This window comes from Enterovibrio nigricans DSM 22720 (assembly GCF_900167155.1).
GTDB lineage: Bacteria > Pseudomonadota > Gammaproteobacteria > Enterobacterales > Vibrionaceae > Enterovibrio > Enterovibrio nigricans.
Genome location: NZ_FUXU01000009.1, coordinates 1 through 25555 on the forward strand (window position 1 = coordinate 1; position 25555 = coordinate 25555).

Annotated in this window: 25 protein-coding genes and 1 riboswitch; of the genes, 21 read left to right on the forward strand and 4 right to left on the reverse strand. The window is 49.1% G+C overall.

Annotated elements, in window-relative coordinates; all coding sequences use genetic code 11:
* From B5D35_RS05280 to thiH, 8 genes are all read left to right on the forward strand, one after another.
* Window positions 1–190: tyrosine-type recombinase/integrase (locus tag B5D35_RS05280; RefSeq protein ID WP_157828478.1), on the forward strand; the 190-nt coding region annotated here is incomplete at its 5' end.
* Between the two features lie 366 nt (window positions 191–556).
* Window positions 557–940: a fluoride efflux transporter CrcB gene (gene crcB, locus B5D35_RS05285; RefSeq protein WP_078751549.1), complete on the forward strand. Its 384-nt coding sequence runs from the start codon at window positions 557–559 to the stop codon at window positions 938–940.
* A gap of 50 nt (window positions 941–990) precedes the next feature.
* Window positions 991–1089, forward strand: a riboswitch (TPP riboswitch).
* Between the two features lie 95 nt (window positions 1090–1184).
* Window positions 1185–3113, forward strand: a complete 1929-nt coding sequence (thiC, locus tag B5D35_RS05290; RefSeq protein ID WP_078751550.1) for a phosphomethylpyrimidine synthase ThiC — start codon at window positions 1185–1187, stop codon at window positions 3111–3113.
* 9 nt (window positions 3114–3122) lie between these two features.
* Complete coding sequence (gene thiE / locus B5D35_RS05295) at window positions 3123–3803, forward strand: thiamine phosphate synthase (protein WP_078751551.1); 681 nt, start codon at window positions 3123–3125, stop codon at window positions 3801–3803.
* Window positions 3781–4572, forward strand: a complete 792-nt coding sequence (locus tag B5D35_RS05300; protein ID WP_078751552.1) for a HesA/MoeB/ThiF family protein — start codon at window positions 3781–3783, stop codon at window positions 4570–4572. Before thiE ends, B5D35_RS05300 begins: the two co-directional genes overlap by 23 nt.
* Entirely contained in the window at window positions 4556–4756 is a 201-nt protein-coding gene (thiS, locus tag B5D35_RS05305; protein ID WP_078751553.1) for a sulfur carrier protein ThiS, read from the forward strand. Before B5D35_RS05300 ends, thiS begins: the two co-directional genes overlap by 17 nt.
* 2 nt (window positions 4757–4758) lie before the next feature.
* Window positions 4759–5529: a thiazole synthase gene (locus tag B5D35_RS05310; RefSeq protein WP_078751554.1), complete on the forward strand. Its 771-nt coding sequence runs from the start codon at window positions 4759–4761 to the stop codon at window positions 5527–5529.
* Window positions 5530–5543: 14 nt separating this feature from the next.
* A complete protein-coding gene (gene thiH / locus B5D35_RS05315) occupies window positions 5544–6656 on the forward strand; it encodes a 2-iminoacetate synthase ThiH (protein WP_078751555.1) in 1113 nt (370 codons plus the stop codon).
* A 65-nt stretch (window positions 6657–6721) separates the two neighbouring features.
* Here the strand turns inward: thiH and B5D35_RS05320 are convergent, their stop codons facing one another.
* Window positions 6722–8509, reverse strand: coding sequence for an aminopeptidase P family protein (locus B5D35_RS05320; protein ID WP_078751556.1), 1788 nt, complete (start codon window positions 8507–8509; stop codon window positions 6722–6724).
* 105 nt (window positions 8510–8614) lie between these two features.
* Window positions 8615–9583, reverse strand: coding sequence for a LysR substrate-binding domain-containing protein (locus B5D35_RS05325; RefSeq protein ID WP_078751557.1), 969 nt, complete (start codon window positions 9581–9583; stop codon window positions 8615–8617).
* Between the two features lie 100 nt (window positions 9584–9683).
* Between B5D35_RS05325 and B5D35_RS05330 the strand changes: the two genes are divergently transcribed.
* Together B5D35_RS05330 and tsrA are read left to right on the forward strand one after the other, a co-directional pair.
* Complete coding sequence (locus tag B5D35_RS05330; protein WP_078751558.1) at window positions 9684–10880, forward strand: multidrug effflux MFS transporter; 1197 nt, start codon at window positions 9684–9686, stop codon at window positions 10878–10880.
* Window positions 10881–11066: 186 nt separating this feature from the next.
* On the forward strand, window positions 11067–11357 hold the full coding sequence (gene tsrA / locus B5D35_RS05335; RefSeq protein ID WP_078751559.1) for an H-NS-like global regulator TsrA: 291 nt from the start codon (window positions 11067–11069) through the stop codon (window positions 11355–11357).
* A gap of 11 nt (window positions 11358–11368) precedes the next feature.
* Here tsrA and B5D35_RS05340 read toward each other — a convergent pair whose 3' ends face one another.
* The gene (locus B5D35_RS05340) at window positions 11369–12247 is read right to left on the reverse strand and encodes a DMT family transporter (RefSeq protein ID WP_078751560.1); all 879 of its coding nucleotides are present in this window, start codon (window positions 12245–12247) and stop codon (window positions 11369–11371) included.
* Window positions 12248–12384: 137 nt separating this feature from the next.
* On the opposite strand from B5D35_RS05340, the gene rmuC reads away from it, so the two are divergent.
* The 9 genes from rmuC (at window position 12385) to hemB (ending at window position 20569) form a co-directional block, all read left to right on the forward strand.
* A complete protein-coding gene (gene rmuC, locus B5D35_RS05345; RefSeq protein WP_078751561.1) occupies window positions 12385–13905 on the forward strand; it encodes a DNA recombination protein RmuC in 1521 nt (506 codons plus the stop codon).
* Between the two features lie 183 nt (window positions 13906–14088).
* On the forward strand, window positions 14089–14868 hold the full coding sequence (gene ubiE / locus B5D35_RS05350) for a bifunctional demethylmenaquinone methyltransferase/2-methoxy-6-polyprenyl-1,4-benzoquinol methylase UbiE (protein ID WP_078751562.1): 780 nt from the start codon (window positions 14089–14091) through the stop codon (window positions 14866–14868).
* Window positions 14869–14877: 9 nt separating this feature from the next.
* On the forward strand, window positions 14878–15522 hold the full coding sequence (locus B5D35_RS05355) for a ubiquinone biosynthesis accessory factor UbiJ (protein ID WP_078751563.1): 645 nt from the start codon (window positions 14878–14880) through the stop codon (window positions 15520–15522).
* The gene (gene ubiB, locus B5D35_RS05360; RefSeq protein WP_078751564.1) at window positions 15519–17153 is read left to right on the forward strand and encodes a ubiquinone biosynthesis regulatory protein kinase UbiB; all 1635 of its coding nucleotides are present in this window, start codon (window positions 15519–15521) and stop codon (window positions 17151–17153) included. Before B5D35_RS05355 ends, ubiB begins: the two co-directional genes overlap by 4 nt.
* A gap of 83 nt (window positions 17154–17236) precedes the next feature.
* Window positions 17237–17467 carry a Sec-independent protein translocase subunit TatA gene (gene tatA / locus B5D35_RS05365; RefSeq protein ID WP_078751565.1) on the forward strand — a complete coding sequence of 77 codons (231 nt, stop codon included), beginning with the start codon at window positions 17237–17239 and terminating at the stop codon, window positions 17465–17467.
* 3 nt (window positions 17468–17470) lie between these two features.
* Window positions 17471–17824 (forward strand): Sec-independent protein translocase protein TatB, encoded by a 354-nt coding sequence (gene tatB, locus B5D35_RS05370; protein ID WP_078751566.1) that lies wholly within the window; start codon window positions 17471–17473, stop codon window positions 17822–17824.
* 39 nt (window positions 17825–17863) lie between these two features.
* Complete coding sequence (gene tatC / locus B5D35_RS05375) at window positions 17864–18622, forward strand: Sec-independent protein translocase subunit TatC (RefSeq protein WP_078751567.1); 759 nt, start codon at window positions 17864–17866, stop codon at window positions 18620–18622.
* 69 nt (window positions 18623–18691) lie between these two features.
* Window positions 18692–19471 carry a 3'-5' ssDNA/RNA exonuclease TatD gene (gene tatD / locus B5D35_RS05380; protein ID WP_078751568.1) on the forward strand — a complete coding sequence of 260 codons (780 nt, stop codon included), beginning with the start codon at window positions 18692–18694 and terminating at the stop codon, window positions 19469–19471.
* 42 nt (window positions 19472–19513) lie between these two features.
* On the forward strand, window positions 19514–20569 hold the full coding sequence (hemB, locus tag B5D35_RS05385) for a porphobilinogen synthase (protein WP_078751569.1): 1056 nt from the start codon (window positions 19514–19516) through the stop codon (window positions 20567–20569).
* 66 nt (window positions 20570–20635) lie between these two features.
* Here the strand turns inward: hemB and asnC are convergent, their stop codons facing one another.
* Window positions 20636–21097, reverse strand: coding sequence for a transcriptional regulator AsnC (gene asnC / locus B5D35_RS05390; protein ID WP_078751570.1), 462 nt, complete (start codon window positions 21095–21097; stop codon window positions 20636–20638).
* 119 nt (window positions 21098–21216) lie between these two features.
* Between asnC and B5D35_RS05395 the strand changes: the two genes are divergently transcribed.
* Both B5D35_RS05395 and B5D35_RS05400 read left to right on the forward strand, forming a co-directional pair.
* Window positions 21217–24381, forward strand: coding sequence for an ABC transporter substrate binding protein (locus tag B5D35_RS05395; protein ID WP_078751571.1), 3165 nt, complete (start codon window positions 21217–21219; stop codon window positions 24379–24381).
* Between the two features lie 108 nt (window positions 24382–24489).
* A complete protein-coding gene (locus B5D35_RS05400; RefSeq protein WP_078751572.1) occupies window positions 24490–25260 on the forward strand; it encodes a class I SAM-dependent methyltransferase in 771 nt (256 codons plus the stop codon).
* Window positions 25261–25555 lie beyond the last annotated feature (295 nt).

A 25555-nucleotide genomic window follows, 5' to 3' on the forward strand; every position in this document is an offset into this window, starting at 1 on the left:
TAAAGGGCAAATGACGCATGTTTTGCGCCATACCTTTGCAAGTCACTATGTCATGAATGGCGGTAACATTGTCAAGCTACGGGACGTGTTAGGCCATAGCGAAATCACGACAACGATGCGCTATGCCCATCTTGCCCCCGACCATCTTGAAGACACGCTTAGACTCAATCCACTTAATCAGCATATGTGAATATATATCAACCAAACAAAAGCCCTTACGATACCGTGAGGGCTTTATTTTTCGGTTCTTATCCGCTTGATTTTAATGAAAAGAAATAAAATACAATGAAAAACGTTTTTAGCCATTTTTAAGTGGTTGTTTAATCTAGTGGTAATGTAGAATTCCAAATCCGCGTGTTGGGAGTTCGAATCTCTCCACCCCTGCCACATTTAAGGCCTCAGCAGAAATGCTGGGGCTTTTTCATATCTGTCATATACTACGTCAACCGCTCTTCTCATTTCTGCGCAAAACTTATTATTCCATTTATCGATTTAGCACTCGTTGTTTTAAGGGCGTATGATATGCCTAATTAAAAATCCATCACGGTTACCGCTAATGAATCAAGCCATATTGCTTCTCTATATTGGACTTGGCGGCGCATTCGGCGCTTGCTCTCGCTATTTGATCTCCGAACTCTGCGTTATGTTGTTGGGCCGAGGATTCCCATATGGAACATTGACAGTGAATGTGGTTGGCTCATTTATCATGGGACTCCTCGTTGCGGGCTTGGAGCAGGAGACGTTTGGGCCTGGGCCTTGGAGGCACCTGATCGGGTTAGGCTTCCTTGGTGCGCTGACGACTTTCTCTACGTTCTCTATGGATAACGTTTTGCTTTTGCAGCAAGGTGAGTGGTTCAAGATGGGATTAAACATCGTGCTCAATGTATTCGTATGTATCTTTGCTGCATGGGCCGGCTTTCAGCTACTTATGCGCGGTTAGTCACGTTTACAGATGTTGAGATGAGATAGCGCATTTCTTATACTGGATTTTGATACTTGTCGGAGTGCCATTTGGCTGAGACTGCGAAAGCGGGATCCGTTGAACCTGATCAGGCTAATACCTGCGAAGGGAACAAGAGAAAATAGATAGTGAACGCGTAGCCAAAATCTATCTATTTATCGTTCTACCTCTTGCTCAGCAAATCCGGCAAGCATTTATTCCCAATAAATACTGGAGTAATGCTATGTCGAATCGTAAACAAGCCCGTACTGAAGCAAAAGCTTTCATTGATAACCTCTCAGTACAACCTTTCCCGAATTCTCAAAAAATCCATGTAGAAGGCTCTCGCCCTGATATTCGTGTAGGAATGCGAGAGATTTCTTTGTCTCCTAGCTTAGTTGGCGGCACCAAATATAATCCTCAGTTAGAGCCTAACGAACCGATCCGAGTGTATGACACATCGGGTATTTATACTGACCCGAGCTATGAAATTGATATCTATTCAGGTCTGCCAAAGCTTCGTGAACGTTGGATTGAAGAGCGCAGTGACACTGAATTTCTTGATACTGTGTCTTCTGAGTTCGCTCAACTGAGACTGGATGACGAAACGTTAGATGAATTGCGCTTTGGAAACTTGCCGACCATACGTCGCGCAAAAAAAGGCAGTTGCGTGACGCAGTTGCATTATGCGCGTCAAGGCATCATAACTCCTGAAATGGAATACATCGCCATTCGTGAAAATATGGGCCGCCAGAAGTATGCGGATGAGCAACTAAATCACCAACATCCGGGTCAGAGCTTTGGGGCGAATCTGCCAAAAGAAATCACACCAGAATTTGTGCGTAAAGAAGTCGCAGAAGGCCGCGCGATTATTCCATCGAACATCAACCACCCTGAGTCTGAGCCGATGATCATTGGCCGTAACTTCTTGGTAAAAGTGAATGCGAACATCGGTAACTCTTCGGTGACCTCATCAATTGAAGAAGAAACCGAAAAACTGGTGTGGTCGACCCGCTGGGGCGCAGATACCGTGATGGACTTGTCTACGGGGCGAAACATTCACGAAACTCGTGAATGGATCCTGCGAAACAGCCCTGTGCCAATCGGTACGGTGCCGATGTATCAGGCGCTTGAGAAGGTAAATGGCATTGCGGAAAACCTGACTTGGGAAGTGATGCGTGACACCTTGATTGAGCAGGCTGAGCAAGGCGTGGATTACTTCACTATTCACGCAGGCGTGCTGCTGCGATATGTGCCCATGACCGCAAAACGCGTGACTGGCATTGTGTCTCGTGGTGGCTCAATTATCGCGAAGTGGTGTTTAGCGCATCATACCGAGAGCTTCCTTTACACCAACTTCCGTGAAATTTGTGAAATCTGTGCGAAGTACGACGTTGCCCTGTCATTGGGTGATGGCCTGCGTCCTGGATCTGTGGCGGATGCCAATGACGAAGCGCAATTTGCAGAGCTTCGAACCTTGGGCGAACTGACCAAAATCGCATGGGAATACGATGTGCAGGTGATCATTGAAGGTCCTGGACACGTGCCGATGCACCTTATCAAAGAAAACATGGAAGAGCAGCTTGAGCACTGCCATGAAGCCCCTTTTTATACGCTTGGCCCACTGACAACCGATATTGCACCAGGTTACGACCACATCACCTCCGGTATTGGTGCGGCGCTGATTGGATGGTATGGCTGTGCGATGCTTTGCTACGTAACGCCAAAAGAACACTTGGGTCTACCAAATAAGGACGACGTAAAAACGGGCCTTATCACTTATAAACTTTGCGCGCATGCTGCAGATTTGGCAAAAGGTCACCCCGGCTCGCAGGTGCGCGATAACGCCTTGTCTAAAGCACGCTTTGAATTTCGCTGGGAAGATCAGTTCAATCTGGCTCTGGACCCTGATACTGCTCGCGCTTACCACGATGAAACCCTACCGCAGGAATCAGGTAAAGTGGCACATTTTTGTTCGATGTGTGGACCGAAGTTCTGTTCGATGAAGATCAGCCAGGAAGTTCGTGAGTATGCGAAAGAATTGGAATCGAACAACCTAGAGCTGGGCGAAACGATAGAAGTTCAGATGCTAGAAGACCCGCTTGAAGGAATGAAACAAAAATCGGCAGAGTTTCTCGCTAAAGGTAGCGAGCTTTACCACACCAAAGCATAAGGAGGAGGCATGAACCCTTCTCTTTGTATTGAGCGTTCGGTTTTTCCTCGTATGGAAGGGGGCATAGGCCCTTTGTATCCGGTCGTCGATGATGTTGCCTTGTTAAAGCGTCTTTTGGCATTGGGTGTTAGAACAGTGCAACTTAGGGTGAAAGATCCTGAGCGTCCGGATCTTGATGCCATGATCCAAGAAGTGGTGAGGTGTGGACGGCTTTGCAGTGCACAGGTATTTATTAACGATCATTGGCAAAAAGCGCTAGCGGCAGGTGCGTATGGCATTCACTTGGGGCAGGACGATCTGAAAACCGCAGATCTTGATGCTATCGCTAATGCAGGGATTCGTCTTGGTGTTTCAACGCGTACTGCGGACGAGTTGGATTTAGCACTGTCTATCCATCCAAGCTATGTCGCCATTGGCCATATTTTCCCAACTCCGACCAAGCAGATGCCAACGCCGCCGCAAGGTGTGCTGCAGCTCAGCAAGCACCTGAAAACGGTTAATGGTCGTGTACCGACAGTGGCCATTGGCGGTATTGATTTATCCGTGGCGTCAGAGGTGTGGAAAAGCGGTGTCAATGCAATCGCTGTCGTGCGTGCCGTCACACAGTCTTGCGACTTGGCGGCAACACTGCAATCATTCTCTGAAATCTTGAATGAGGAAGCGCGCCATGGCGAAGCAACCACTCTCTGATTTGGCGTTTCAGCGTTACAGTCGACAAATCATGCTGTCCGAATGGGGGGAAGATAATCAAAATGCCTTGGCTAACGCCAAGGTGTTGATTGTTGGTTGTGGCGGTCTCGGTACGGCAGCTGGCTTGTACCTGTCTGGTGCGGGTGTGGGTCAGCTTGTATTGGCGGATGATGACAGTTTAGAACTATCGAACTTTTCTCGGCAGGTGGCTTATCGCGAAAGTGACTTAGGCTGCAACAAGGCGTCAGCACTCGCTGGGCAGTTAACTGCACTGAATAGCGAGAGTCTTTGCCGTGTTGTGAAAAGACGCTTAGATGGCATGTCACTGTCTTTGGAAGTGTCGCTAGCCGATGTGGTACTCGATTGCAGTGATAACATGGAGACGCGGCAAGCCGTAAACCTAGCGTGTGCTGAGAACGATACGCCGCTCGTTGCTGGAGCGGCCATTGGTTGGCAAGGTCAGCTAATGGTGTTTGATTTTTCACGTCAGCCTTCACCGTGTTATCACTGTCTGTTTCCCATCGATGAAGAGGCCACACCACGAAACTGTCAAAGTGCGGGTGTAGTAGGCCCTATCGTCGGTGCCATTGGTACCTTTCAGGCATTGGAAGCTGTGAAGTTGTTGATGAACCAAAGCCAGTCACCGTCTTCTTTTTATCAGTTAGATGGCAAAACGCTAAGTTTGCGCTCGATGAAGGTACCTTGCGATCCAACTTGCAGCGTCTGTCAGCGTGTTAACACGGAGGTACCAAATGCAGATTTGGCTTAATGAAAAGGCATATTCGCCGTCTGCTGCCAGCAACATTTTGGCTCTGGTGGCGGAGCTAGAATTACCAGAAAAGGCCGTTGCCATTGCGATAGATGGTGACATTATTCCCCGTAGCCAGTGGCAGGAAACCACACTGACCGACGGAATTCAGGTTGCAGTGTTCCAGGCGATTGCCGGAGGTTAGTCATGTTAAAGATTGCCGATAAAACCTTTTCTTCTCGCTTGTTTACGGGAACGGGAAAATTCTCAGGCACCCAGATGATGGCAGACAGCCTGATCGCGAGTGGCTCTGAATTGGTGACCATGGCACTAAAGCGCGTGGATATCCAAAATCGTGACGATGATATTCTCGCACCACTGATTGCTTCTGGGGTAAATCTACTGCCAAACACCTCTGGCGCGAAAACTGCCAAGGAAGCAATTTTTGCCGCGCGTTTGGCACGCGAAGCTCTTGGAACAAACTGGCTGAAGTTGGAAATTCACCCCGATCCGAAATATTTGATGCCCGATCCGATTGAAACCCTCAAAGCCGCGGAGGCTTTGGTAAAAGAAGGTTTTGTGGTACTGCCTTATTGCCATGCCGATCCCGTGTTGTGCAAGCATCTTGAGGAAGTGGGGTGTGCCGCTGTTATGCCGCTTGGTGCACCGATAGGGAGCAATAAAGGCCTTGTCTCACGCGACTTTCTCGACATCATTATTGATCAGGCGAAGGTGCCTGTGGTGGTGGATGCGGGGATTGGAGCACCTTCCCATGCGGCCGAAGCGATGGAGAAAGGGGCGGATGCGGTCTTGGTTAATACAGCTATCGCCGCCGCCGCCAACCCAGTTGCCATGGCACAGGCGTTTAAGATAGCGGTAGAAGCGGGTCGTATGGCGTATGAAGCAGGACTTGCAGGTCAAGTCAGGCATGCGGTAGCGTCCAGCCCATTGACCTCTTTCCTTGATAAATTGGCGTAAAGGTGGAAACAAGGATGAGTTTTTCAACTTATTGGGAAACGCAGGATTGGGATGATATCCGTCTGTCCATTGGCGCAAAGACAGAGGCAGATGTGCTTCGCGCGCTTGCTAAACCGAAGCGCGATTTGGAGGACTTCAAAGCTTTGATTTCTCCGGCGGCAGACGCTCACTTAGAAAACATGGCACAGCAAGCGGCGGCACTGACCCGTCGACGCTTTGGCTATACGGTGAACTTCTATGTACCACTGTATCTGTCGAACCTGTGTGCAAACGCCTGTACGTATTGTGGCTTTTCGATGGAAAACCGCATCAAGCGCCGTACTCTGTCGGCTGATGAGATCGAGCGTGAATGCCATGCCATCAAAGGCATGAATTTTGACAGCATTTTGCTGGTGACCGGCGAACACCAAACCAAAGTTGGGATGGCGTATTTTCGTGAGGCATTACCTGCGATTAAACGTCATTTCAGCTATTTGGCGATGGAAGTGCAGCCGCTTGAAGAAGCGGAATATGCGGAGCTTAAAGGCCTAGGTTTGGATGCGGTCATGGTGTATCAGGAAACCTATAACCGAGCGACTTACGGTGAGCATCACCTTCGGGGAAACAAGACCGACTTTGCTTATCGACTCGATACAGCGGACAGGTTAGCTCGTGCGGGTATCGACAAGATAGGCATCGGTGCTCTGATAGGTCTTGATGATTGGCGTACGGACAGTTTTTTTGTTGCCAGCCACCTAGATTATTTGGAGCGGACCTATTGGCGTAGTCGCTATTCGATTTCGTTCCCACGTCTTCGTCCTTGTGAAGGCGCTGTTCAACCGAAATCCGTGATGAATGACAGGCAACTGGTGCAACTTATCTGTGCGTACCGTCTGTTAAATCAGGAAGTTGAACTTTCGTTGTCTACTCGCGAATCCCCCGCGTTTCGCGACAAAGTGCTACCTCTTGGGATCACGACCATGTCGGCAGCATCCAAGACCCAACCGGGCGGCTATGCTGACGATGAGCCAGAGCTTGAGCAGTTTGCCGTGTCGGATGAGCGCAGTGCGGCAGCGGTTGCACAGGCGGTGAAAGCGGCAGGATTTGACGTGGTCTGGAAAGATTGGGACCCGTCGTATTCTGGCTAGCCATCGGAAAGGACAAAGAAAATAAAAAGAGCACCCTGCGGTGCTCTTTTCTTTTGAAGCAGTGCTTATCGAGACAGCGTCGCCGTTGCCTGCTCAAGCCATGCCAGATCCGTACCGACCAGAGACGGACTGACGTCCAGCCACACTTTTTGGTGATAATCATTCCACCAAGCGATTTCACTGTCAGTTAGAAGCGATACGTCCACTAATCGGCGATCGATAGGCGCGCGGGTTAGCGATTCGAAGCCAAGAACTGTCATGTCGCCTGATGTTGGTACTTCCACGACCAATTCGAGGTTCTCGATACGGATACCGAACGCATCCGCGCGATAGTAACCTGGCTCGTTCGACAGCACCATGCCCGGCAGCAATGCCACGGTATTTGGTGCTTTGGCAATACGCTGAGGGCCTTCGTGAACACTCAGGAAGTGACCGACGCCATGGCCTGTACCGTGGTCATAATCAAAGCCGTGAGCCCACAAGTGTTGGCGTGCCAATGCATCCAGTTGGCTGCCAGCGGTGCCTTTCGGGAAGCGTGCGGTTGCCAGCGCAATGTGGCCTTTTAGCACCAAGGTGAATGCGGTTTTTACATCGTTGTCGCATTCGCCAATCGCTATAGTGCGGGTAATATCAGTGGTGCCGTCTGGGTACTGGCCGCCTGAGTCCACCAGATACACATTGTTCAGCTCAAGGTTGCTTGGGGCTGGTTGGTTCAGGTGGTTGTAGTGACACATGGCCGCGTTGCCGCCCGCTGCTGAAATGGTGTCAAAGCTTAAATCGGCTAAGGTTTGATCCTGCTCACGGAAGCTGTACAGCTTGTCAGAAAGCTCGGCTTCGTCCGCTAGATTGCCTGCAGCAACGTCGCTATCCAACCAAGCTAGAAAGCGGCTTACTGCTACACCATCGCGGATATGACTGGCTTTCATACCGGCTATTTCCGTCGCATTCTTCGCCGCTTTGGGCAGCATGCACGGGTCTGTGGCGTGTTTGATGTTTGCGCCATGTTGGCTCAGTACTTGGCTTGCCCACGCATTGCTGGTCATCGGATCAACCAGAACGGTTTGACCGCCAAATGCTGCGAGTGCAGATTCCATCGCGTCTGGAGAGGCTACAGTCACCCCTTCGCCAACATGTTCGTCAAAGTCATCAGGAAGACGACTTGGATCGATAAACAGGGTGACATCGCCATTGGATGAGACGATAGCACTGGATAACAACACGGGCAGTCGAGATACATCGCCACCGCGAATGTTTAGTAGCCAGCAAACGCTGTCCAATTGACTCAAAAGTGCGGCGTTTGCGCCGGCTATCGCTATAACTTCGCCAATTTGTGCGCGTTTATCTGCACTGCCTTGGCCAACGAAATCATTGCTCATCAGGCGAGCTTGCGTCAGCAGAGGTTTTGGACGGTCATGCCAAAGCGTATCGATGGGGTTGTTATCGATGTGTGCCAGTGTCAGTTTGCCAGCCACGGCCTGCTCGGCATTCATAAGCCAGTTGGCACTGTGAAGGCGGGTATCTACAGCCACTTTGCTTCCTGGTGCCAGATTGTCTTGCAGCCATTGTAGGGCGGGCTCTTCTATCAGGTGGCGGTATTCAAAAATTTCTCCCGGCACTTGTTTGCGAACCTGAACCGTATAACGACCATCAACAAAGACAGCCGCGCTTTCACGGGTGATCACCGCTGCACCCGCAGAGCCGGTAAAACCGGTAATCCAATGGAGGCGTTCGTTGTGCGCGGGAATATACTCTCCAAGAAATTCGTCTTCGTGCGGAATAATCAGAGCGTCCAGTGCCTGATCGTTCAACCAGCGTCGTAATGCATCGACGCGTTCAGCAATAATGGCGTGCATTTTGTCGTCCTATTGGTAATACCGACTTCCCGTTACGCCAATGATATGACCATTGTCGTGGGCATGGGGGCTAACTAAAAATACGTACGTTCTTGATAGCATAAGCTATCTGTTTTCCTCTGCCGCTGCAATTTCCGTCATCTGCCGACAACGAGAAATAATCAACTGCCGTAGCCATTGATGGCCAGGGTCATTTTGCTGGCTTTGGTGCCAGAACAAGGTATAGGCCATCGGGGGGAGTGGCGTTGGCAACGGAAGTACTTGCAAATCTAATTGTTTAGCAACGGCATTCGCAAAGTGAGACGGGGAGGTAAACACCAAATCGGTGTGGGTACAAAGACTGGCAGCACTGTTAAAGTCTGGTACGTACATCGCAATATCCCGGTCTAAACCTTTTTCTGCGAGCTTATAATCGAGCAACCAACGATCGCTACCATCGCAGCGAACCTGAACGTGTCGTTGTCTGAGATATAATTCCAGATTCCATGGGTGTGCTAATACGAGGTGCCCTTTGCGTACGATGACACGCTGGTGGTCCTGATATAACTCTTCATAAACAATGCCTTTTGGCGGCATCATTGTCAGCATAGCATCCGCCGGATTCAGGTCTTTTCCTGTAATACCAAAATCCACCTCGCCGCGTGCCATGGCATCAAAGGTATGCCTTCCCCACGCTTCGGTATAGAGCGTGATAGAAGGCGCCGCATCAAGGATCTCTCCCAAAAAGCGAGGCATGAGCAGAGGGTACGCACTTTCTACCAAGGAGAGATGAAAACGTCGATCGCTGGTGGCCGAGTCGAATTCGTCCGAAATCGTTAGCCCTTCTACATGTTGTAGCAGGTTTTTGAGCCCAGGCTTGAGCGAGAGAGCTTTTGGCGTTGGGTGAAGACCACGCGATGTGCGATTAAAGAGCGGGTCATCAAACTGCTCACGTAATTTGCTTAGGCTCTTGCTGACCGCAGATTGGCTTAAGTGCAGTCGCTGAGAAGCTCGTGTCACGTTGCATTCTTCCAGCAGCACATGCAAACAAATGAGGAGGCTGAGATCGTAACGCAGGAGTTGGTTCAGGTTCATGAAGTGTTATTCCTATTTGGAATGTCAGACCTGAATATATACCATTTTTATTCATATCAAAATCTCACTACACTGCACGGCAAATTATCAGGAGTACAGTATGTCTACCCCTTCTTCAAAACCTGATAGCCGCCTAGTTGCGTTAATGGTGTTGCTGGTTCTATTCAGCCCACTGGCTATTGATATTTACCTTCCTGCGATGCCGTTGATGGCTCAGGAACTAGGGGTTTCCGCAACCCGCATGCAGGACACCATTTCCTGGTTTCTGGTGACAATGGGTTTGGGACAACTGTTGGCTGGCCCACTAGCTGACCGTTTTGGTCGTCGTCCTGTTGCCATGACGGGTATCGTGATTTATGCAGCGAGTGCTGGATTAGCATGGATTGCGTCGTCGATGGATGCCTTATTGGTAGCGCGTTTGCTACAAGGCGCGGGCGCGTGTGCAACTGCTGTCTGTGCATTTGCAGCTGTTCGCGATACGTTCAGCGGTAAGCGTTGCGGGCAGATGATCAGCTATTTGAACGGGGCGATCTGTTTTATCCCTGCGTTGGCTCCGCTTCTTGGCAGTTGGTTAACCGCACAGTTTGGCTGGCGTTCAAACTTCTCTTTTATGATGGGGTTTGCATTGGTGGCGTTTGTACTAGTGTTTACTCTATTTCGAGAAACCCGCCCGGCAGATACTGACACCAGTGGCCCGCTGTTGAGCCCGTCCCGTTATTGGTCAGTACTGAAAGAACCCGTGTTTATTTATCATGCGGTGCTTTGCTTGTTGGCAATGTCAGTGATCTTGTCGTATGTCACGTCCGCTCCCGTGCGATTGATCAACATCTTGGGGTTGAGCATGGATGAGTTCACGGTTTGGTTTGGTATTAATGCGGTGTTCAATATTTTCGCATCAATGACTGCGCCCAAAGTGATGGATAAGATTGGCAGTCGCAAGACATTGAATGGTGGTCTTATCATCTTGGTTGTTGGTGGCGTGCTCATGCTGTTGCTTAGCCATATTCACGAGCCTTGGGCCTTTATGGTACCCGTATTTATTTCATCATTTGGTTTTGCGTGGGTGCTGGGTTCCGCAGCGGGCAAAGCGTTGGAACCTTTTGGTCAGCGTGCAGGCACGGCAGCGGCGCTGCTGGGCTTGTTCCAAATGAGTGGTTCTGGTGTTTTGGTTAGCCTAAGTCAACGTGTTGGGTTTTCAGAGCCTGAGCTGCTGGCTTTTCATATGTTCTTGATGATCCCGGCTTTATTGCTGCTGTGGTCTGCAAAAGGTAAACGCTGGCACGTAGCTGAATGCTAATTTTGATGAATTAATTTTAAAATAAGACGCGGAAAGCGCACGGTCTCGACAACCGACATACCCATTGATTTGCCCGCCAATTAAAATTGTGCGGGTTTTTTTTGTTGTTTAATCACGAAAGGGAGTATATTTAATGTGCGAAAACTCCAAATCTTTTTAAATTCAAATTACAGGCAGTAAATAAATATGTCGATGTCGATGCTTGAATTAGCTCGTCATCTGGAGATGCTTGATGAATCTCCAGAGAAAATGATGTTTGGTAAATTGCTTACTGAATTAAGTGGTATGAGTGAAGAGCGTGTGCAACGCGCTGCGCGTCAGGTACCTATCAGTAGCTTGCGCGAATTGGTACATCAATTTAATAAAGTGATTCACGATCGCCGTGGCGAGCGTGTGCAAGAATTGGCACAGGAAATGGCCAATGAAGGGATCTCCGCAGAAGAACTGCGCGAGTATCTCGCGCAGCGTAATGGGTAATCGCGTTTAATTTACGCTCTGCTTTTTCGCTGCTGAATTACCAATCCAATTACTATCATCACCAACCCGATCAAGGTCGTTGGATGGATTTGTTCGCCTATTATAGTGGCGAGCAATATCAGTGAAATAAACGGCGAAATAAAGATAAGGTTGCTGACTTTAGCTGCGTTGCTTGCAAGTTTGACGGCATTTAACCAAAGGACAAAGGTGATGCCCATTTCAAACAAACCAACGTAGCTGACGGCGAGCCAACCCTGCCAAGGAATGCCATGCCAATCAGTGGCATAAAGGCTAAGCCCGATGGAAAATGGGAGCGAAAGCAAAAAGCCAAGTAAGAGCCCAATCACAGGGTCTGCTTGGTTTTTGGCGTTTAAAATCCAATACCCTGCCCAAAGTAGGGTTGATAGCAGTGCCAGCCCTACCCCTAGCGGGCTATCAAACTGAAGACTGAAAATATCCCCTTTGGTGGCGATGACCACCACGCCAGCGTAACCCAACGCTGCGGCTATCCAATCTTGTTTACGAATCTTTTGCCCCAGAAATATGGCTGCCATTAATGTCAGGGTGATTGCCCATGAATAATTTAAAGGTTGTGCTAACGAGGCTGGTAGCAAGTCATAGGCCTTGAATAAAACAAGGTAATAAATAAACGGATTAATCAACCCGAGCATCAAGTAATACAGTGGGCGCTTGGCAAAAGTGGAGGAGAGCTGATTGAGTTTCCCCTGCCAGCCCGCAACGGCAAATAAAGAAAGGGTGGACACCACGCTGGCGGCAGCGAGCATCTGGATGGGGTCCATATAAGTCAGGGTGATTTTAAAAGCCGTCGCAACGGTAGACCAAAGCAATACGGCTGCCAGTCCGTAGCTGATCGCAAGGCGGTCGTTCATGTCATGCACTTATTTCTGAGTAAGATGAGAATCCCGCAGTCTAGTGCAAATAACCATCACTGGAAAAGCTGGACATTTATCCAGTGTCTGATTAGCCTTCATGACGGGATATCACGTGAAATGAAAAGGTTATCAGCATGCAGATCGCAACTCTGTTTTCCGACGGTGCAGTGTGGATAGCGGCAGGTTTGAGCGCTGTCGCCGTGGCGACGCTTGGCGGTGTTTATCATCGACTAGCGATGCGTAACTTACGCGCACTGATTGAGCAGCAACAGTTGGCGGATGAAAAAATCAGCCAAGCGGCACTGGCGCACCTTACCGCTGAGAATCAATCCTTAAAAGATGAACTGGATGGGCTCGACTTAGAGCGAGATCGATTAACCGCAGAGCTGCGCATCCAATACGCAAAGCTTGCCGCTGCGGCGGAGAAATTGCGTCAAATGGAGCTGTTGCGCGCGGAGAAAGCGCAGCTAACGGATACGCTTGATAACCTGCGCGATAATAAATCGGCACTTGAATTAACCCTTCGTGAGCAGCAGACCCGCACGGAAGAGCAGCTAGAAGCCGCCGAAGCAAAAATTCGATTGCTAGAAAGTGCAGAAGAACGCCTTCGCGTACAATTTGAAAGCCTTGCAAATAAAGTTTTCGATCACAAAACGCGAACTGTTGATGAGCAGAATCGCCAAAGTCTTGAGTCTCTGCTCGGGCCTTTAAAATCCCAACTTGAAGGGTTTAGAAAGCAAGTGACGGACAGCTTTGGTGAGCAAGCCAAAGAGCGTCACACTCTGGTTCATGAAATTAAAAACCTGCAACAACTCCATGAAGATATGACCCGTGAAGCAGTAGCTTTAACGCAGGCACTGAAAGGGGATAACAAGCAGCAGGGCAACTGGGGAGAAGTGGTTCTTGCACGTGTGTTAGAGGAGTCTGGACTTCGTGAAGGCTATGAATATCAAACGCAGGTAAGTCTCGAAAACGAAGACGGCAAACGCTATCAACCCGACGTGATTGTCCGGTTGCCGCAGGAGAAAGATGTGGTGGTTGATGCCAAGATGGCGTTGGTGGCATATGAGCGTTATTTCCACGCAGAAACCTTAGCGGAGAAAGATGCCGCGTTGCGTGAACACGTGGCGTCGATTCGCGGACATATCCGAGGGCTTGGGCGTAAAGATTATCATCAGCTTCACGGCATTCAGAGTCTTGACTATGTGCTGATGTTTATTCCAATCGAGCCCGCTTTCCAAATTGCCATTGAGGCAGAGCCGTCCTTGATCCGAGAGGCTCTCGATCACAACATCATGTTGGTCAGCCCAACAACATTGCTGGTGGCCTTGCGCACGATTAACAACCTTTGGCGCTACGAACATCAAAATCAGAATGCGCGCCTCATTGCAGACAAAGCCGCAAAGCTTTACGACAAACTCCGTTTATTTGTCACAGATATAGAGGTAATGGGGGCGGCACTTGATAAAGCCACAGACAGTTACCAGCAAGCGGTGAGCAAACTTTCCAGTGGCCGTGGCAATATTCTCCGTCAGGCGGAAAGCTTTAAAGCGTTGGGTGTTGAGGTGAAGCGAGACATCAGCCCTGCGATGCTGAAACGAGATACGTCAGACGACAGTGACGAAATAGCGACACTTGGTGTTTCACCGGAATGAGCTGACAACGCGTTGGCGCGCTTGGCTCTTTGAACAGACACTGCGCGCATGCTCAAATAACCTCAAGTTGCCAGTGTCAGTCTGAATCGCTCTTCTTGTGATTGATTGAGTATGTAAAGTACACTAAGCGGCAAAAATATCGGGTATCTCTGTTTCCAGCCCGGTGTTACTCAGGGGTTTACAATGACAGATACAACACAGGGCGTGAAGCAAGACGCGGATCAGAATACCACTCACTTTGGTTTTCAGACCGTCGCCACAGAAGACAAGGTTGGCATGGTTGCTAACGTCTTTCATAACGTAGCCGCAAAGTACGACATCATGAACGACGTGATGTCCATGGGTATCCACCGAATTTGGAAGCGTTTTACCATTGATTGCAGTGGTGTTCGCCCTGGACACCGAGTACTGGATCTTGCTGGTGGTACTGGCGATCTGACAGCAAAGTTTTCTCGCATTGTCGGAGATAAAGGTCAGGTGGTGCTGGCAGATATCAACAATTCGATGTTGAACGTTGGCCGTGACAAGCTGCGAGATTTGGGCATTATTGGTAACGTGAATTACGTACAAGCCAATGCCGAAGAGTTACCGTTCCCTGATGATTACTTTGATTGCATCACCATTGGCTTTGGTTTGCGTAACGTGACTGACAAAGATAAAGCGTTGCGTTCTATGTACCGCGTATTGAAGCCGGGCGGTCGTCTGTTGGTGCTGGAATTCTCCAAACCCGTCGTTGAGCCACTGTCGAAAGTTTACGATGCGTATTCGTTCCATCTACTTCCGAAAATGGGTGAGCTTATTGCGAACGACGCGGAAAGCTATCGCTATCTAGCGGAGTCTATTCGCATGCATCCAGATCAAGAGACCTTGAAGGGCATGATGGAAGAGGCCGGCTTCGAGCAAGCCAAATATTTCAATCTGACCGGTGGTATTGTCGCATTGCACCGCGGTTATAAGTTCTAAGGGATTATTATGCCTCTAGACCCATTGGTAACTGCCGCTCTTGAAACTGGTTTAAATACCCTCATTCGTCAAGATGGGGAAAGCCAGCGTCGCCTTGCCAAACTTAAAGGCAAAGTGCTACGCGTGCGACTCACCGACATAAACAAGCAGCTTATTTTCGTATTTAGCCAGCAGGTAGATGTACTGGGCGCATTTGAAGGTGATGCTGATTGTGAGTTGGCTTTAGCCATTTCAGTTGCGCCACAACTGAAAGAAAAGGCCAATCTGACCAAACTTATTAAGCAGGACAAGCTGCATTTAGATGGCGACATTGATGTTGCCCAGCAATTTTCCAACCTACTCAATGGCATTAATCCTGACATCGCAGAGTGGCTGTCGCACTACACGGGCGATGTCGTTGCGCACACTCTGGTGCGTGGGGCACAGCAGGGTCTTGCCTTCCTAAAGCAAATGACTGAACGTAATCAGCGTTATGTGGGAGAGTTGGTCGTCGAAGAGTGGCGTTTGGCTCCTGGCGCTCTGGAGGTCGCTTATTTTGCAGATCAAGTGGATGACGTGCAAAGCCATGCATCTCGTTTAGCCGCACGTGTTGATGCGTTGGAAAAACGCTTGGTCTCTTCTACACTCGCTTCTTCAAAGACGGAGCGCGCATGACACCCAGTGAAATCCGTCGTCTCTACAAAATCACCAAGGTTCAGCTCAGTTATGGGCTGGATGAGCTTTTGCCAAAACAGCCCATCACAAGGGGTCCGCACTTGATGCGAAAAATGCTGTTTTGGATGAAGAATACTCATCAAGATAAACAGCTTGGCCAACGTTTACGTCTGGCATTGCAAGAACTGGGACCAGTGTGGATCAAGTTTGGTCAGATGATGTCGACCCGTCGCGATCTTTTCCCGCCAGCTATCGCTGATCAGCTGGCGATGTTGCAAGATCAGGTTGAACCGTTTGACGGTAAGCTGGCCAAAGCGCAGATGGAAGAGGCGCTTGGCGGTCCATTGGAAAACTGGTTTGATGATTTTAATGAAGCGCCACTCGCATCTGCGTCCATCGCTCAAGTACATACCGCGACACTGAAGGAAAATGGCCGTGAAGTGGTACTCAAGGTGATTCGCCCTGACATCCTTCCTGTGATACAGGCCGACATCAAACTGATGTACCGAATGGCCCGCATTGTCGCCCGCTTTTTGCCTGAAGCGCGTCGTTTAAAGCCGGTTGAAGTGGTGAGAGAGTACGAGAAAACGCTGCTGGCCGAGCTTGATTTAATGCGAGAAGCCGCGAACGCCATTCAGCTTCGTCGTAACTTTGAAAATGACCATATTCTCTACGTACCAGAAGTGTTTAGCGATTATTGCCGAACCTCACTGATGGTGTCTGAGCGTATTTATGGCATTCAGGTGTCTGATATTGAAGGTCTCAAAGCCAACGGTACCGATCTTAAACTGCTGGCAGAACGTGGCGTTCAGGTGTTTTTCACGCAGGTGTTTCGCGACAGCTTTTTTCACGCGGATATGCACCCTGGCAATGTGTTTGTTTCCTATGACCATCCCGAAGACCCGCAATGGATTGGGCTTGATTGTGGTATTGTCGGCACACTAAATCGCGAAGACAAGCGTTATCTGGCGGAAAACTTCCTGGCGTTTTTTAATCGAGATTACCGCAAAGTTGCCGAGCTGCATGTCGATTCTGGCTGGGTGCCACACGATACCAATGTCGATGAGTTCGAATTTGCGATTCGGACAGTGTGTGAACCCATTTTTGAAAAGCCACTGTGTGAAATTTCTTTTGGGCATGTACTGTTAAATTTGTTTAACACTGCCCGTCGCTTCAACATGGAAGTACAACCACAATTGGTGCTGCTGCAAAAGACCCTTTTGTATGTTGAAGGTCTGGGGCGACAGCTCTATCCGCAATTGGATTTGTGGGACACCGCCAAACCCTTTTTAGAAGATTGGATGGGACGTCAGGTAGGGCCGCAAGCGGTGTGGAACGCGATTAAAGAAAAAGCGCCTTTTTGGGCAGAAAAACTGCCTGAATTACCGGAGCTTGTTTACGATAGCCTACGACAAGGCCGACAGGTTAATCAGCGTATGGATGTCATGTATCAAGAGTTTATGGCGGCAAGAAAACGCCAAAATAAGGCGAAATTCTTGTTAGGTGTCGGGGCAACGATGTTGGTGACATCTGCCATACTCTATAGTAATCAGATCGAAATACTTCCCCAAGTGGCTGGGGGAGTTGCACTCTTCAGTTGGACGCTTGCGTGGCGGGCGTTCAATAAATGAGATTTATCAATTAAGTTGTAACAGTATCCGAGTAGACTCCGGTTACTTTTTTATTCACCACATAACGTAGAGGTAGCACTAGCATGGGTGGTATTAGTATTTGGCAACTGTTGATCGTTGCCGTTATCGTTATCCTTCTTTTCGGCACCAAGAAGCTGCGCAACATCGGTGGCGACTTGGGCTCAGCGGTCAAGGGGTTTAAGAAAGCGATGTCAGATGACGAGAAAAAGGACGCTGATTTCGGCCAGGAAAAACTGGAAGAGAAAAACAGCACAGCCCAAAAAAGCGAAGCGAAAGACAAAGAGCAGGTTTAATCCGTGTTTGATATCGGTTTTTGGGAGCTGATCCTAATCGCTGTTGTTGGCTTGGTGGTTCTCGGTCCTGAGCGGTTGCCGGTAGCTATTCGTAACGTGTCGCGCTGGATTGGAGCGGCTCGTCGAATGGCGGGTTCTGTGAGGGATGAGCTTGAACAAGAGCTCAAAATTCAAGAGCTGCAGGATAACCTGAAAAAAGCCGAGCAGATGGGCATGAAAAACCTGTCACCGGAATTACAGCAATCAGTTGATGAGCTCAAAAAAGCAGCCGAAGACGTGCAACGCCCTTACTCACCTAAGAGCGATAGCCCGGACGCTGCTAGCGCATCTAGCCCTACAAAGGACAAGACCGAATAACGGTTGTCTGAGTAGGGCCCAGTTTTTTGTCGAGAATCTATGTCATCTGTTGAAGATACCCAACCGCTCATCAGTCATCTGGTAGAGCTAAGAGATCGCCTATTGCGCGCCTTGCTGGCGGTGCTGGTGGTGTTTCTTTGTTTGGTTTATTTTGCCAACGATATCTATACCTTTGTTTCTGCGCCTTTAGTTGATCGTCTTCCGGAAGGAACAAGCATGATCGCGACTGACGTCGCGTCGCCATTTTTCACCCCTATCAAGTTAACCTTGGTCGTGTCAGTGTTCTTGGCGGTACCTATGATCTTGTACCAGATGTGGGCATTTGTGGCGCCGGGCTTGTATAAACACGAAAAACGCTTGGTGATGCCGCTTCTGGCATCCAGTTCACTGCTGTTCTATTGTGGTGTGGCATTTGCGTATTTCGTTGTGTTTCCGCTGGTTTTTGGCTTTTTTACCTCCATAGCCCCGGAAAATATTGAGATAGCGACGGACATTGCGAGTTATCTGGATTTTATTCTCGCACTGTTTATGGCATTCGGTATTGCGTTTGAAATTCCGGTTGCCATCATTTTGTTGGTATGGACGGGCGCAGTCGATCCTGATGACCTTCGCCAAAAACGTCCTTACATTATCGTGGCAGCGTTCGTCGTGGGTATGTTGCTAACGCCGCCAGACATCATTTCGCAGACATTGCTTGCGATACCTATGTGTTTGCTGTTTGAAGTGGGCTTATTCTTCTCGCGCTTTTACAAGCCGCGTGACGCAAACAATGAAAACGAAGAACAAAGCGAAGGCTAAAGCCTGTCAAACTTCGAAAAGCCAGTGTTACACTGGCTTTTTTTATGCCTTCAAATTGGTGGGAATCGAGTGATAGATATAGGTGTTAATCTTACTAGCAGCCGGTTTGACAAAGATCGCGACGATGTTGTGGCACGCGCGAAGGAAGCTGGGATCAGTGCCATGGTTCTGACAGGCACTGACTTGGTGTCTAGCCCTGCAGCAGCGGCGTTAGCATCCCAATACTCAGGCTTTTGCTATTCAACCGCTGGGGTGCATCCCCACGACGCGAAAATGGTGGAAGATTTATCCTTGCCGTCTATTCGTACTTTGGCCGAGCTTCCACAGGTGGTGGCAATCGGAGAGTGCGGTCTGGATTTCAACCGAGACTTCTCACCAAGGCCACAACAAGAAGCTGTGTTTGAAGCGCAACTTAAACTGGCTGCTGCGTTGAACATGCCCGTGTTTTTGCATTGTCGTGACGCCCATGCTCGTTTTATGGCAATACTGACGCCTTGGCTCGACAAAATTCCCGCTGCAGTTTTGCATTGTTTTACAGGCTCAGAAGACGAGCTGAAAGAATGTTTGGATGCCGGATTGTATATCGGCATCACGGGGTGGGTGTGCGATGAACGTCGTGGAGAGGCGCTCCGCGAGATAGTGCCATTAATCCCTGATGACAAAATCCTCATTGAAACCGATGCGCCGTATTTGTTGCCTCGTGATTTGAAGCCGAAGCCTAAATCCAGCCGAAACGAGCCACGTTATTTACCTCATATTGCTAAAGAGATCGCGTTGTTACGTCAACAGGATGCTGAGCAGTTGATCACACACAGCATCAACAACAGCCGTCGATTCTTTGGTTTGTAAGCGCTATGATGCATTCAAAGTACTTGGATTAAGGAGGATACCGTGACCGTATCTATTCAGGGCACGTTTCCTGCCCGCCGTATGCGTCGTCTACGCAAGCATGACTTTAGCCGTCGATTGATGACTGAGAGTCAACTTTCAGCAAGCGATCTGATTTACCCAATGTTTGTTTTAATGGGTAAAAACCGCCGTGAAAGTATCGACTCCATGCCGGGCATCGAGCGTCTGTCCATTGATTTAATGCTGTACGAAGCAGAGTATCTGGCAAAGCTAGGTGTTCCAGCAATCGCACTTTTCCCTGTCGTGCCGCAAGAGTTTAAGTCTGCTACGGCAGATGAAGCACATAACCCCGAGGGCTTGGTTCAGCGCGCGGTTCGTTTGTTGAAAGAACACGTGCCACAAATGGGCGTGATCACAGATGTGGCGCTTGACCCATACACCTTGTCGGGTCAGGACGGCTTGACCGATGAAGAAGGGTACGTACTGAACGACGAGACCACGGATGTGTTGATCAAGCAGGCGTTATCTCATGCTGAAGCGGGTGCGGATATTGTGGCACCGTCTGACATGATGGATGGCCGTATCGGGGCAATTCGCGAAGCGCTGGAAGACGCTGGTTTTATCCATACTCAAATTCTGGCGTATTCAGCAAAGTATGCGTCTGCATACTACGGTCCGTTTCGCGATGCGGTAGGTTCGTCGGCGAACTTGAAAGGTGGCGATAAGAAGACCTATCAAATGGATCCTGCCAACAGCGATGAAGCCCTGCATGAAGTGGCCATGGACATCAATGAAGGTGCAGATATGGTCATGGTGAAGCCGGGTATGCCGTACCTGGATGTGGTTCGCCGTGTGAAAACGGAACTGAAAGTACCGACCTTTGCTTATCAGGTATCAGGTGAATATGCGATGCACAAAGCAGCGGCCTTGAATGGCTGGCTGGATGAGCGTAAGACCGTGATGGAATCGCTGCTTTGCTTTAAGCGTGCCGGCGCTGATGGCATTCTCACCTACTTTGCCAAAGACGTAGCGCGTTGGTTGGCAGAAGAGCAGCAAATGGAGTTACCTGAACTGCCAAATCAAGTCAGCGCGGAATAGCGCGTTCGCATATTAAAAAGCCAGTGAAAACTGGCTTTTTTCGTTTTGGCGCTGTCGCAAAAATGTTTACGGCGAAACGTTGCGTTTAATGGGGTTTTGTAAGGAAATCAGCGTTTCGGTGGACTGTACTTCGTCAATGGCTTGAAGTTTGTCTATCAGAACATACTGTAGCTCTTCAATCGAGCGACACATTAGTTTGACGAAAATATTGTAGGCACCGGTCGTGTAATAAGCTTCAACCACCTCATCGAGCTGTTGCAGCTTTTCGATTGCGGAGTGGTAATCACGTGCTGCGTAGAGGTTAATGCCGATAAAGCAACACACGTCATAACCGAGCGCTTTGGTGTTCACCAGTACCTCAGTACCAGTGATAATACCCGCCGTTTTCATTTTTTCGACCCGTACATGCACTGTGGCGGGACTGACGGAAAAACGTTTTCCCATTTCTGCGTACGGGACCTTAGCGTCGGCCATTAAGGTGTGCAGGATTTGGCGGTCCAGATCATCTAATTTTGCAATTTCATTCATTTAATTTCACTAAACTCCATGTTAACCGCATTTTCCGTGCATGAAACTTGACCAAATTACGACTTAGACAATACGGTGTGACGTATTCTGTTTGAAAAGACCTCTAAAATTAGATTCTTATGCGTCAGGTCACTAAGTGGTTAGTCTTTCTTTTTATAACACTGAAATGCGGCGCAGTTATAGCGTCGAGTCAGGTTCTTGCTATTCACTCCTACCATCCTGATTTTTTTTGGACCCAATCTCTTGTTCAGGGCATCGAGTCTGGTACACAAGGGTATGACATTAACGTTGAACATACCTATCTGGATACAAAGCGTGTTCAATCAGACGGTTATCTTGACGGTCTCAAAGCTCTATATCAAACGCGCCTGGCTAATCATCAATATGATGCCATTTTAACAACCGATAACGCGGCGATGTGGCTTGTGAGCCAATTGGCGCATGATATTGGCAACACGCCTGTTATTTTCTCTGGCTTGAATACTTCTACCTCCGCCCTTTCATACTCGATACCTAATGTAACGGGGGTGAATGAGGCCATTGATATCTCAGACAACATTGCTTTGATTAAAAATGTACATCCTGACGTGAAGCGAGTTTGGATAGTATTGGATGACAGCTTTTCCAGTCGGCAGTACTGGACGTCTATTCAAACCCAACTGGCGGATGGAAAAGATGAACATGTAGAGGTAAAACGGCTTCATGGTTTGATGTTTGACGAACTGATTGATCAGGTTTCGAAACGGGAGCCGGGAGACGTCATCCTGTTTGTCTCTTATTTCAAAGATGCCAGTGGCACATTTATGGATCACGGCAAGCTTCTGACGGCGTTAACCAGCCGAGCCACGGTACCCATATACGGTGCCAGCAGCTTTATGCTGCCTTATGGCGTTGTGGGCGGCGTTATGGTCGATGGTGAACATAACGGCAGTGTACAAGCGAGATTGCTGAGAGATGCCCTCACAGCCGAGATGCCGCCGGTGGTCATGAATGCCAATCGCACGATGTTCGGCTATGATGCGGCCAAAAAGTGGGGCGTTAATCTTGCCTCCTATCCCAATGCCGTTATCACGGATATGCCACCGTCTTTTTGGTTGGCGAACCGAACCGCTGTAAACAGCAGCTTGGCTATTTTAGTGGTCAGTGTGTTTATTATCGCGGTGTTGGCCAAGCACCTGACTAAGCAAAAACAAAGTGAACGTGCATTGGCGCAAAGTCGAGCGCTGTTTAAAGGCGTATTTGATCAAAGCCATCAATATATTGCTCTGTTGGATTACCACGGCCGGGTTGTGTCGGCAAACGGGGCTTTTCAGCGGCTATTCCCCGATGCAATGGCGAAATCCGCTTTGCCGCTATGGCGATGGTCTGACTGGCTCAGCGCGGACAGAATAAAATTACATGTTGAATCTTTGATTGAAGGGCAAACGAGCCGCTTTGAAGCCTGCTTACTGTCAGAGCAACAAAGAGAAGTCATTCTGGATGTGGCGATCAAAGCCTTACCAGAACACAGCCATGCAGACGCACAAATACTGTTTGAAGCGCGCGATATTAGTCAGCGTAAAGTGGCTGAACAGAAGCTGCAGCGTAGCGAAGTGGAATACCGCATGCTCTACGAACAGCAGCCCGTTATGCTGCTAACCATCGATCAGCAGTCGCGTATTCAGTCTGTTAACCAATGTGCCTCCGAACTTCTTGGGTTTTCTAAACGGCATATTCTGGGGCACAAGGTGACAGACTTTTATGCCGATAACAGCCCGCCACCAAGAAGCTTGCTTGCCAGTAAGAAAAAAGACAGTACCAACATCTTACGCCGAGAAATTCGCTATCGTACCAGCGATGGACAAGAGCGTTGGATTCGCGAAAGCGTGCGTTCTACGCAGGTGCAATCCCAATTGCTCTTGGTGGGCGAAGACATCACGGAAAACCGCCGAATGGAGCAACAGCTGCGCTACCAGGCTCAGCATGACTTCTTAACAGGGCTTCGTAACCGAAACTACTTCGAAATGTGCTTGGCGGATGCATTGCGTGAAACCAAAGAGATGGGGCTGGTGCACGCCATGTTCTATATCGATTTGGATCAGTTCCGTGTCATCAATGATACCGTGGGGCACGAGGCTGGTGATGAGGCGTTAAAACAAACGGCACAGGTACTAAAAACCTTGTTGCCGAAAGGTGCGTCATTGGCGCGTCTAGGTGGTGACGAATTTGCGGTCATTTGCTACAACTGCAATGAACAAGCGGCATTGAAACAAGGCTACCAAATCCTTGAGGCATTGAGCGGTTTGGACTTTTACTGGGAAAATGCGCGACTGGCTTTGGGGTGCTCTGTTGGGGTACGCATGCTTGACCATACCGCAGGCTCACCACAGCAAGTCCATGCTCAGGCCGATACTGCCTGCTTTGCGGCCAAACATGATGGTCGAAGCCGCGTGCATTTCTATCGTCCTGAAGATCAGGAGTTGCGACGCCATGAGCGCGAGATGGCATTCGTAAACAAAATTCATCAGGCGCTCGCGGAAGATAGAATCGAAGTCTATGCACAGTCGATTGTAAAAGTCTCGCCGACGCGCAATGAAAAGTTGTATTTCGAAGTGTTGGTAAGAATGCGTGAGCGGACCGGCGAGTATGTTGCACCGGGACAATTTATCTCTGCGGCTGAACGTTACAACATGGCGCACCTGATTGATAAACGTGTCATTGAAAAAACGTTAGGCTGGTTCGCCGCCAACCCGAAATACGTGGACGATATCGCCATGGTTTCGGTAAACCTATCTGGCCGTTCAATGAGTGATCAGGGATTTATTCAGTTCCTGATTGACGCATTACGCTTAAGCATTGTTCCGAGCGATCGCATCTGCCTAGAAATCACTGAAACGGCCGCGATCGGTAACCTGACCGATGCCATTGACCTCTTTACCCAGCTGAAAAAACTCGGTTGCACCATTGCCTTGGATGACTTTGGTTCTGGCCTGTCCTCATTTGGTTATCTCAAACGTTTGCCTGTCGACATTATCAAAATTGATGGGCAATTTGTGCGTGACATAGCCGAGGATGAAACTGACTTTGTGATGGTGCGGGCTATCCATGAATTAGCCACTCAAATGGGTAAAAAGACAGTGGCGGAGTTTGTGGAAAATGATGCCATTCTCCAAAGGTTAAAAACCCTAGGTGTGGATTATGCGCAAGGGTACCACTTCAGTATGCCAAAACCGATGGATCAGTTAATCATCGAAACCTCCATTCACACTGTTTCTGAACCGTCAGGGACTGCACGCTCGTTGTAGTGCTGTCATAACGGGAAGCGTTTTTTAGTTCGGTTGGTCTTGCCGAAATCTGCACCTTCAGCGTATTTGGAGGTATACTCGGCGAGATTATCGTTCTGGAGAACTCAGGTGCAGATTGCTTTAACCTGCGAAGCGCCGTCGCGCGCTGACACCCTTACTGACATAGCCGCCCGCTGGGGTATTACCCATGATGACAATGCAAACTTTGCATTGGTACTGACGGACACTCGCCTTGAGTTGCGTAAACGTGATGAGCCTAAGCTTGGTGCAGTTTATGTGGATCTCGTTGGGGGAACCGTGGGCCATCGCCGCAAGTTTGGTGGTGGTAAAGGCCAATCTATCGCGAAAGCCGTCGGGCTAAATAAAGGTGCGACGCCGACAGTGTTAGACGCAACCGCTGGCCTTGGACGAGACGCCTTTGTACTGGCATCGTTGGGGTGTTATGTGCAAATGGTGGAGCGTAATCCTGTGGTTGCCGCGTTACTGGATGACGGTTTGGAAAGAGCAAAAGCTGATCCTGAAATAGGTCACTGGGTCAGTGAGCGGATGTCAATGGTGCATGCTTCAAGCCATGATGCGTTGGCAAAACTTGTCGAAGACGGTGAGGTGACGCGCCCTGATGTGGTGTATCTGGACCCCATGTACCCACACAAAAAAAAATCGGCTTTGGTTAAAAAAGAAATGCGGGTGTTCCAGTCGCTCGTGGGTGCTGACCATGACGCGGATGGCTTGTTTGAACCTGCGTATGCGCTTGCCAGTAAACGCGTAGTCGTGAAGCGTCCAGATTATGCGGAGTTCCTAGCGAACAAAACGCCATCTACTCAAATCGAAACCAAGAAAAATCGTTTTGATGTGTATGTCAAAGCGGCTATGCGTTAAACGGTTTAACGGCGGAGGTGTTTCTGTTTGGCTAAGACGCTGTGTGATTGGAAAAGCAAAGAGATAGAAAGCAGGCTTGATGACCTATTCAAGCTGGTGAAAAAGCCTGAATTCGTGTGCCGAAAGTGCGCACGCGTTGCAAATACTTCGAAGGTATTGTGCAAGCCCATCCTTTTAAAAGACTAACGCTTTGAATCAAAAACGCCTCCATACGGAGGCGTAAGGGTAAGGTGTTGGATTACTCCATACCTTTAACCAGCAGAACTGTCAGTAGACCGGTAACTACCGATACCAA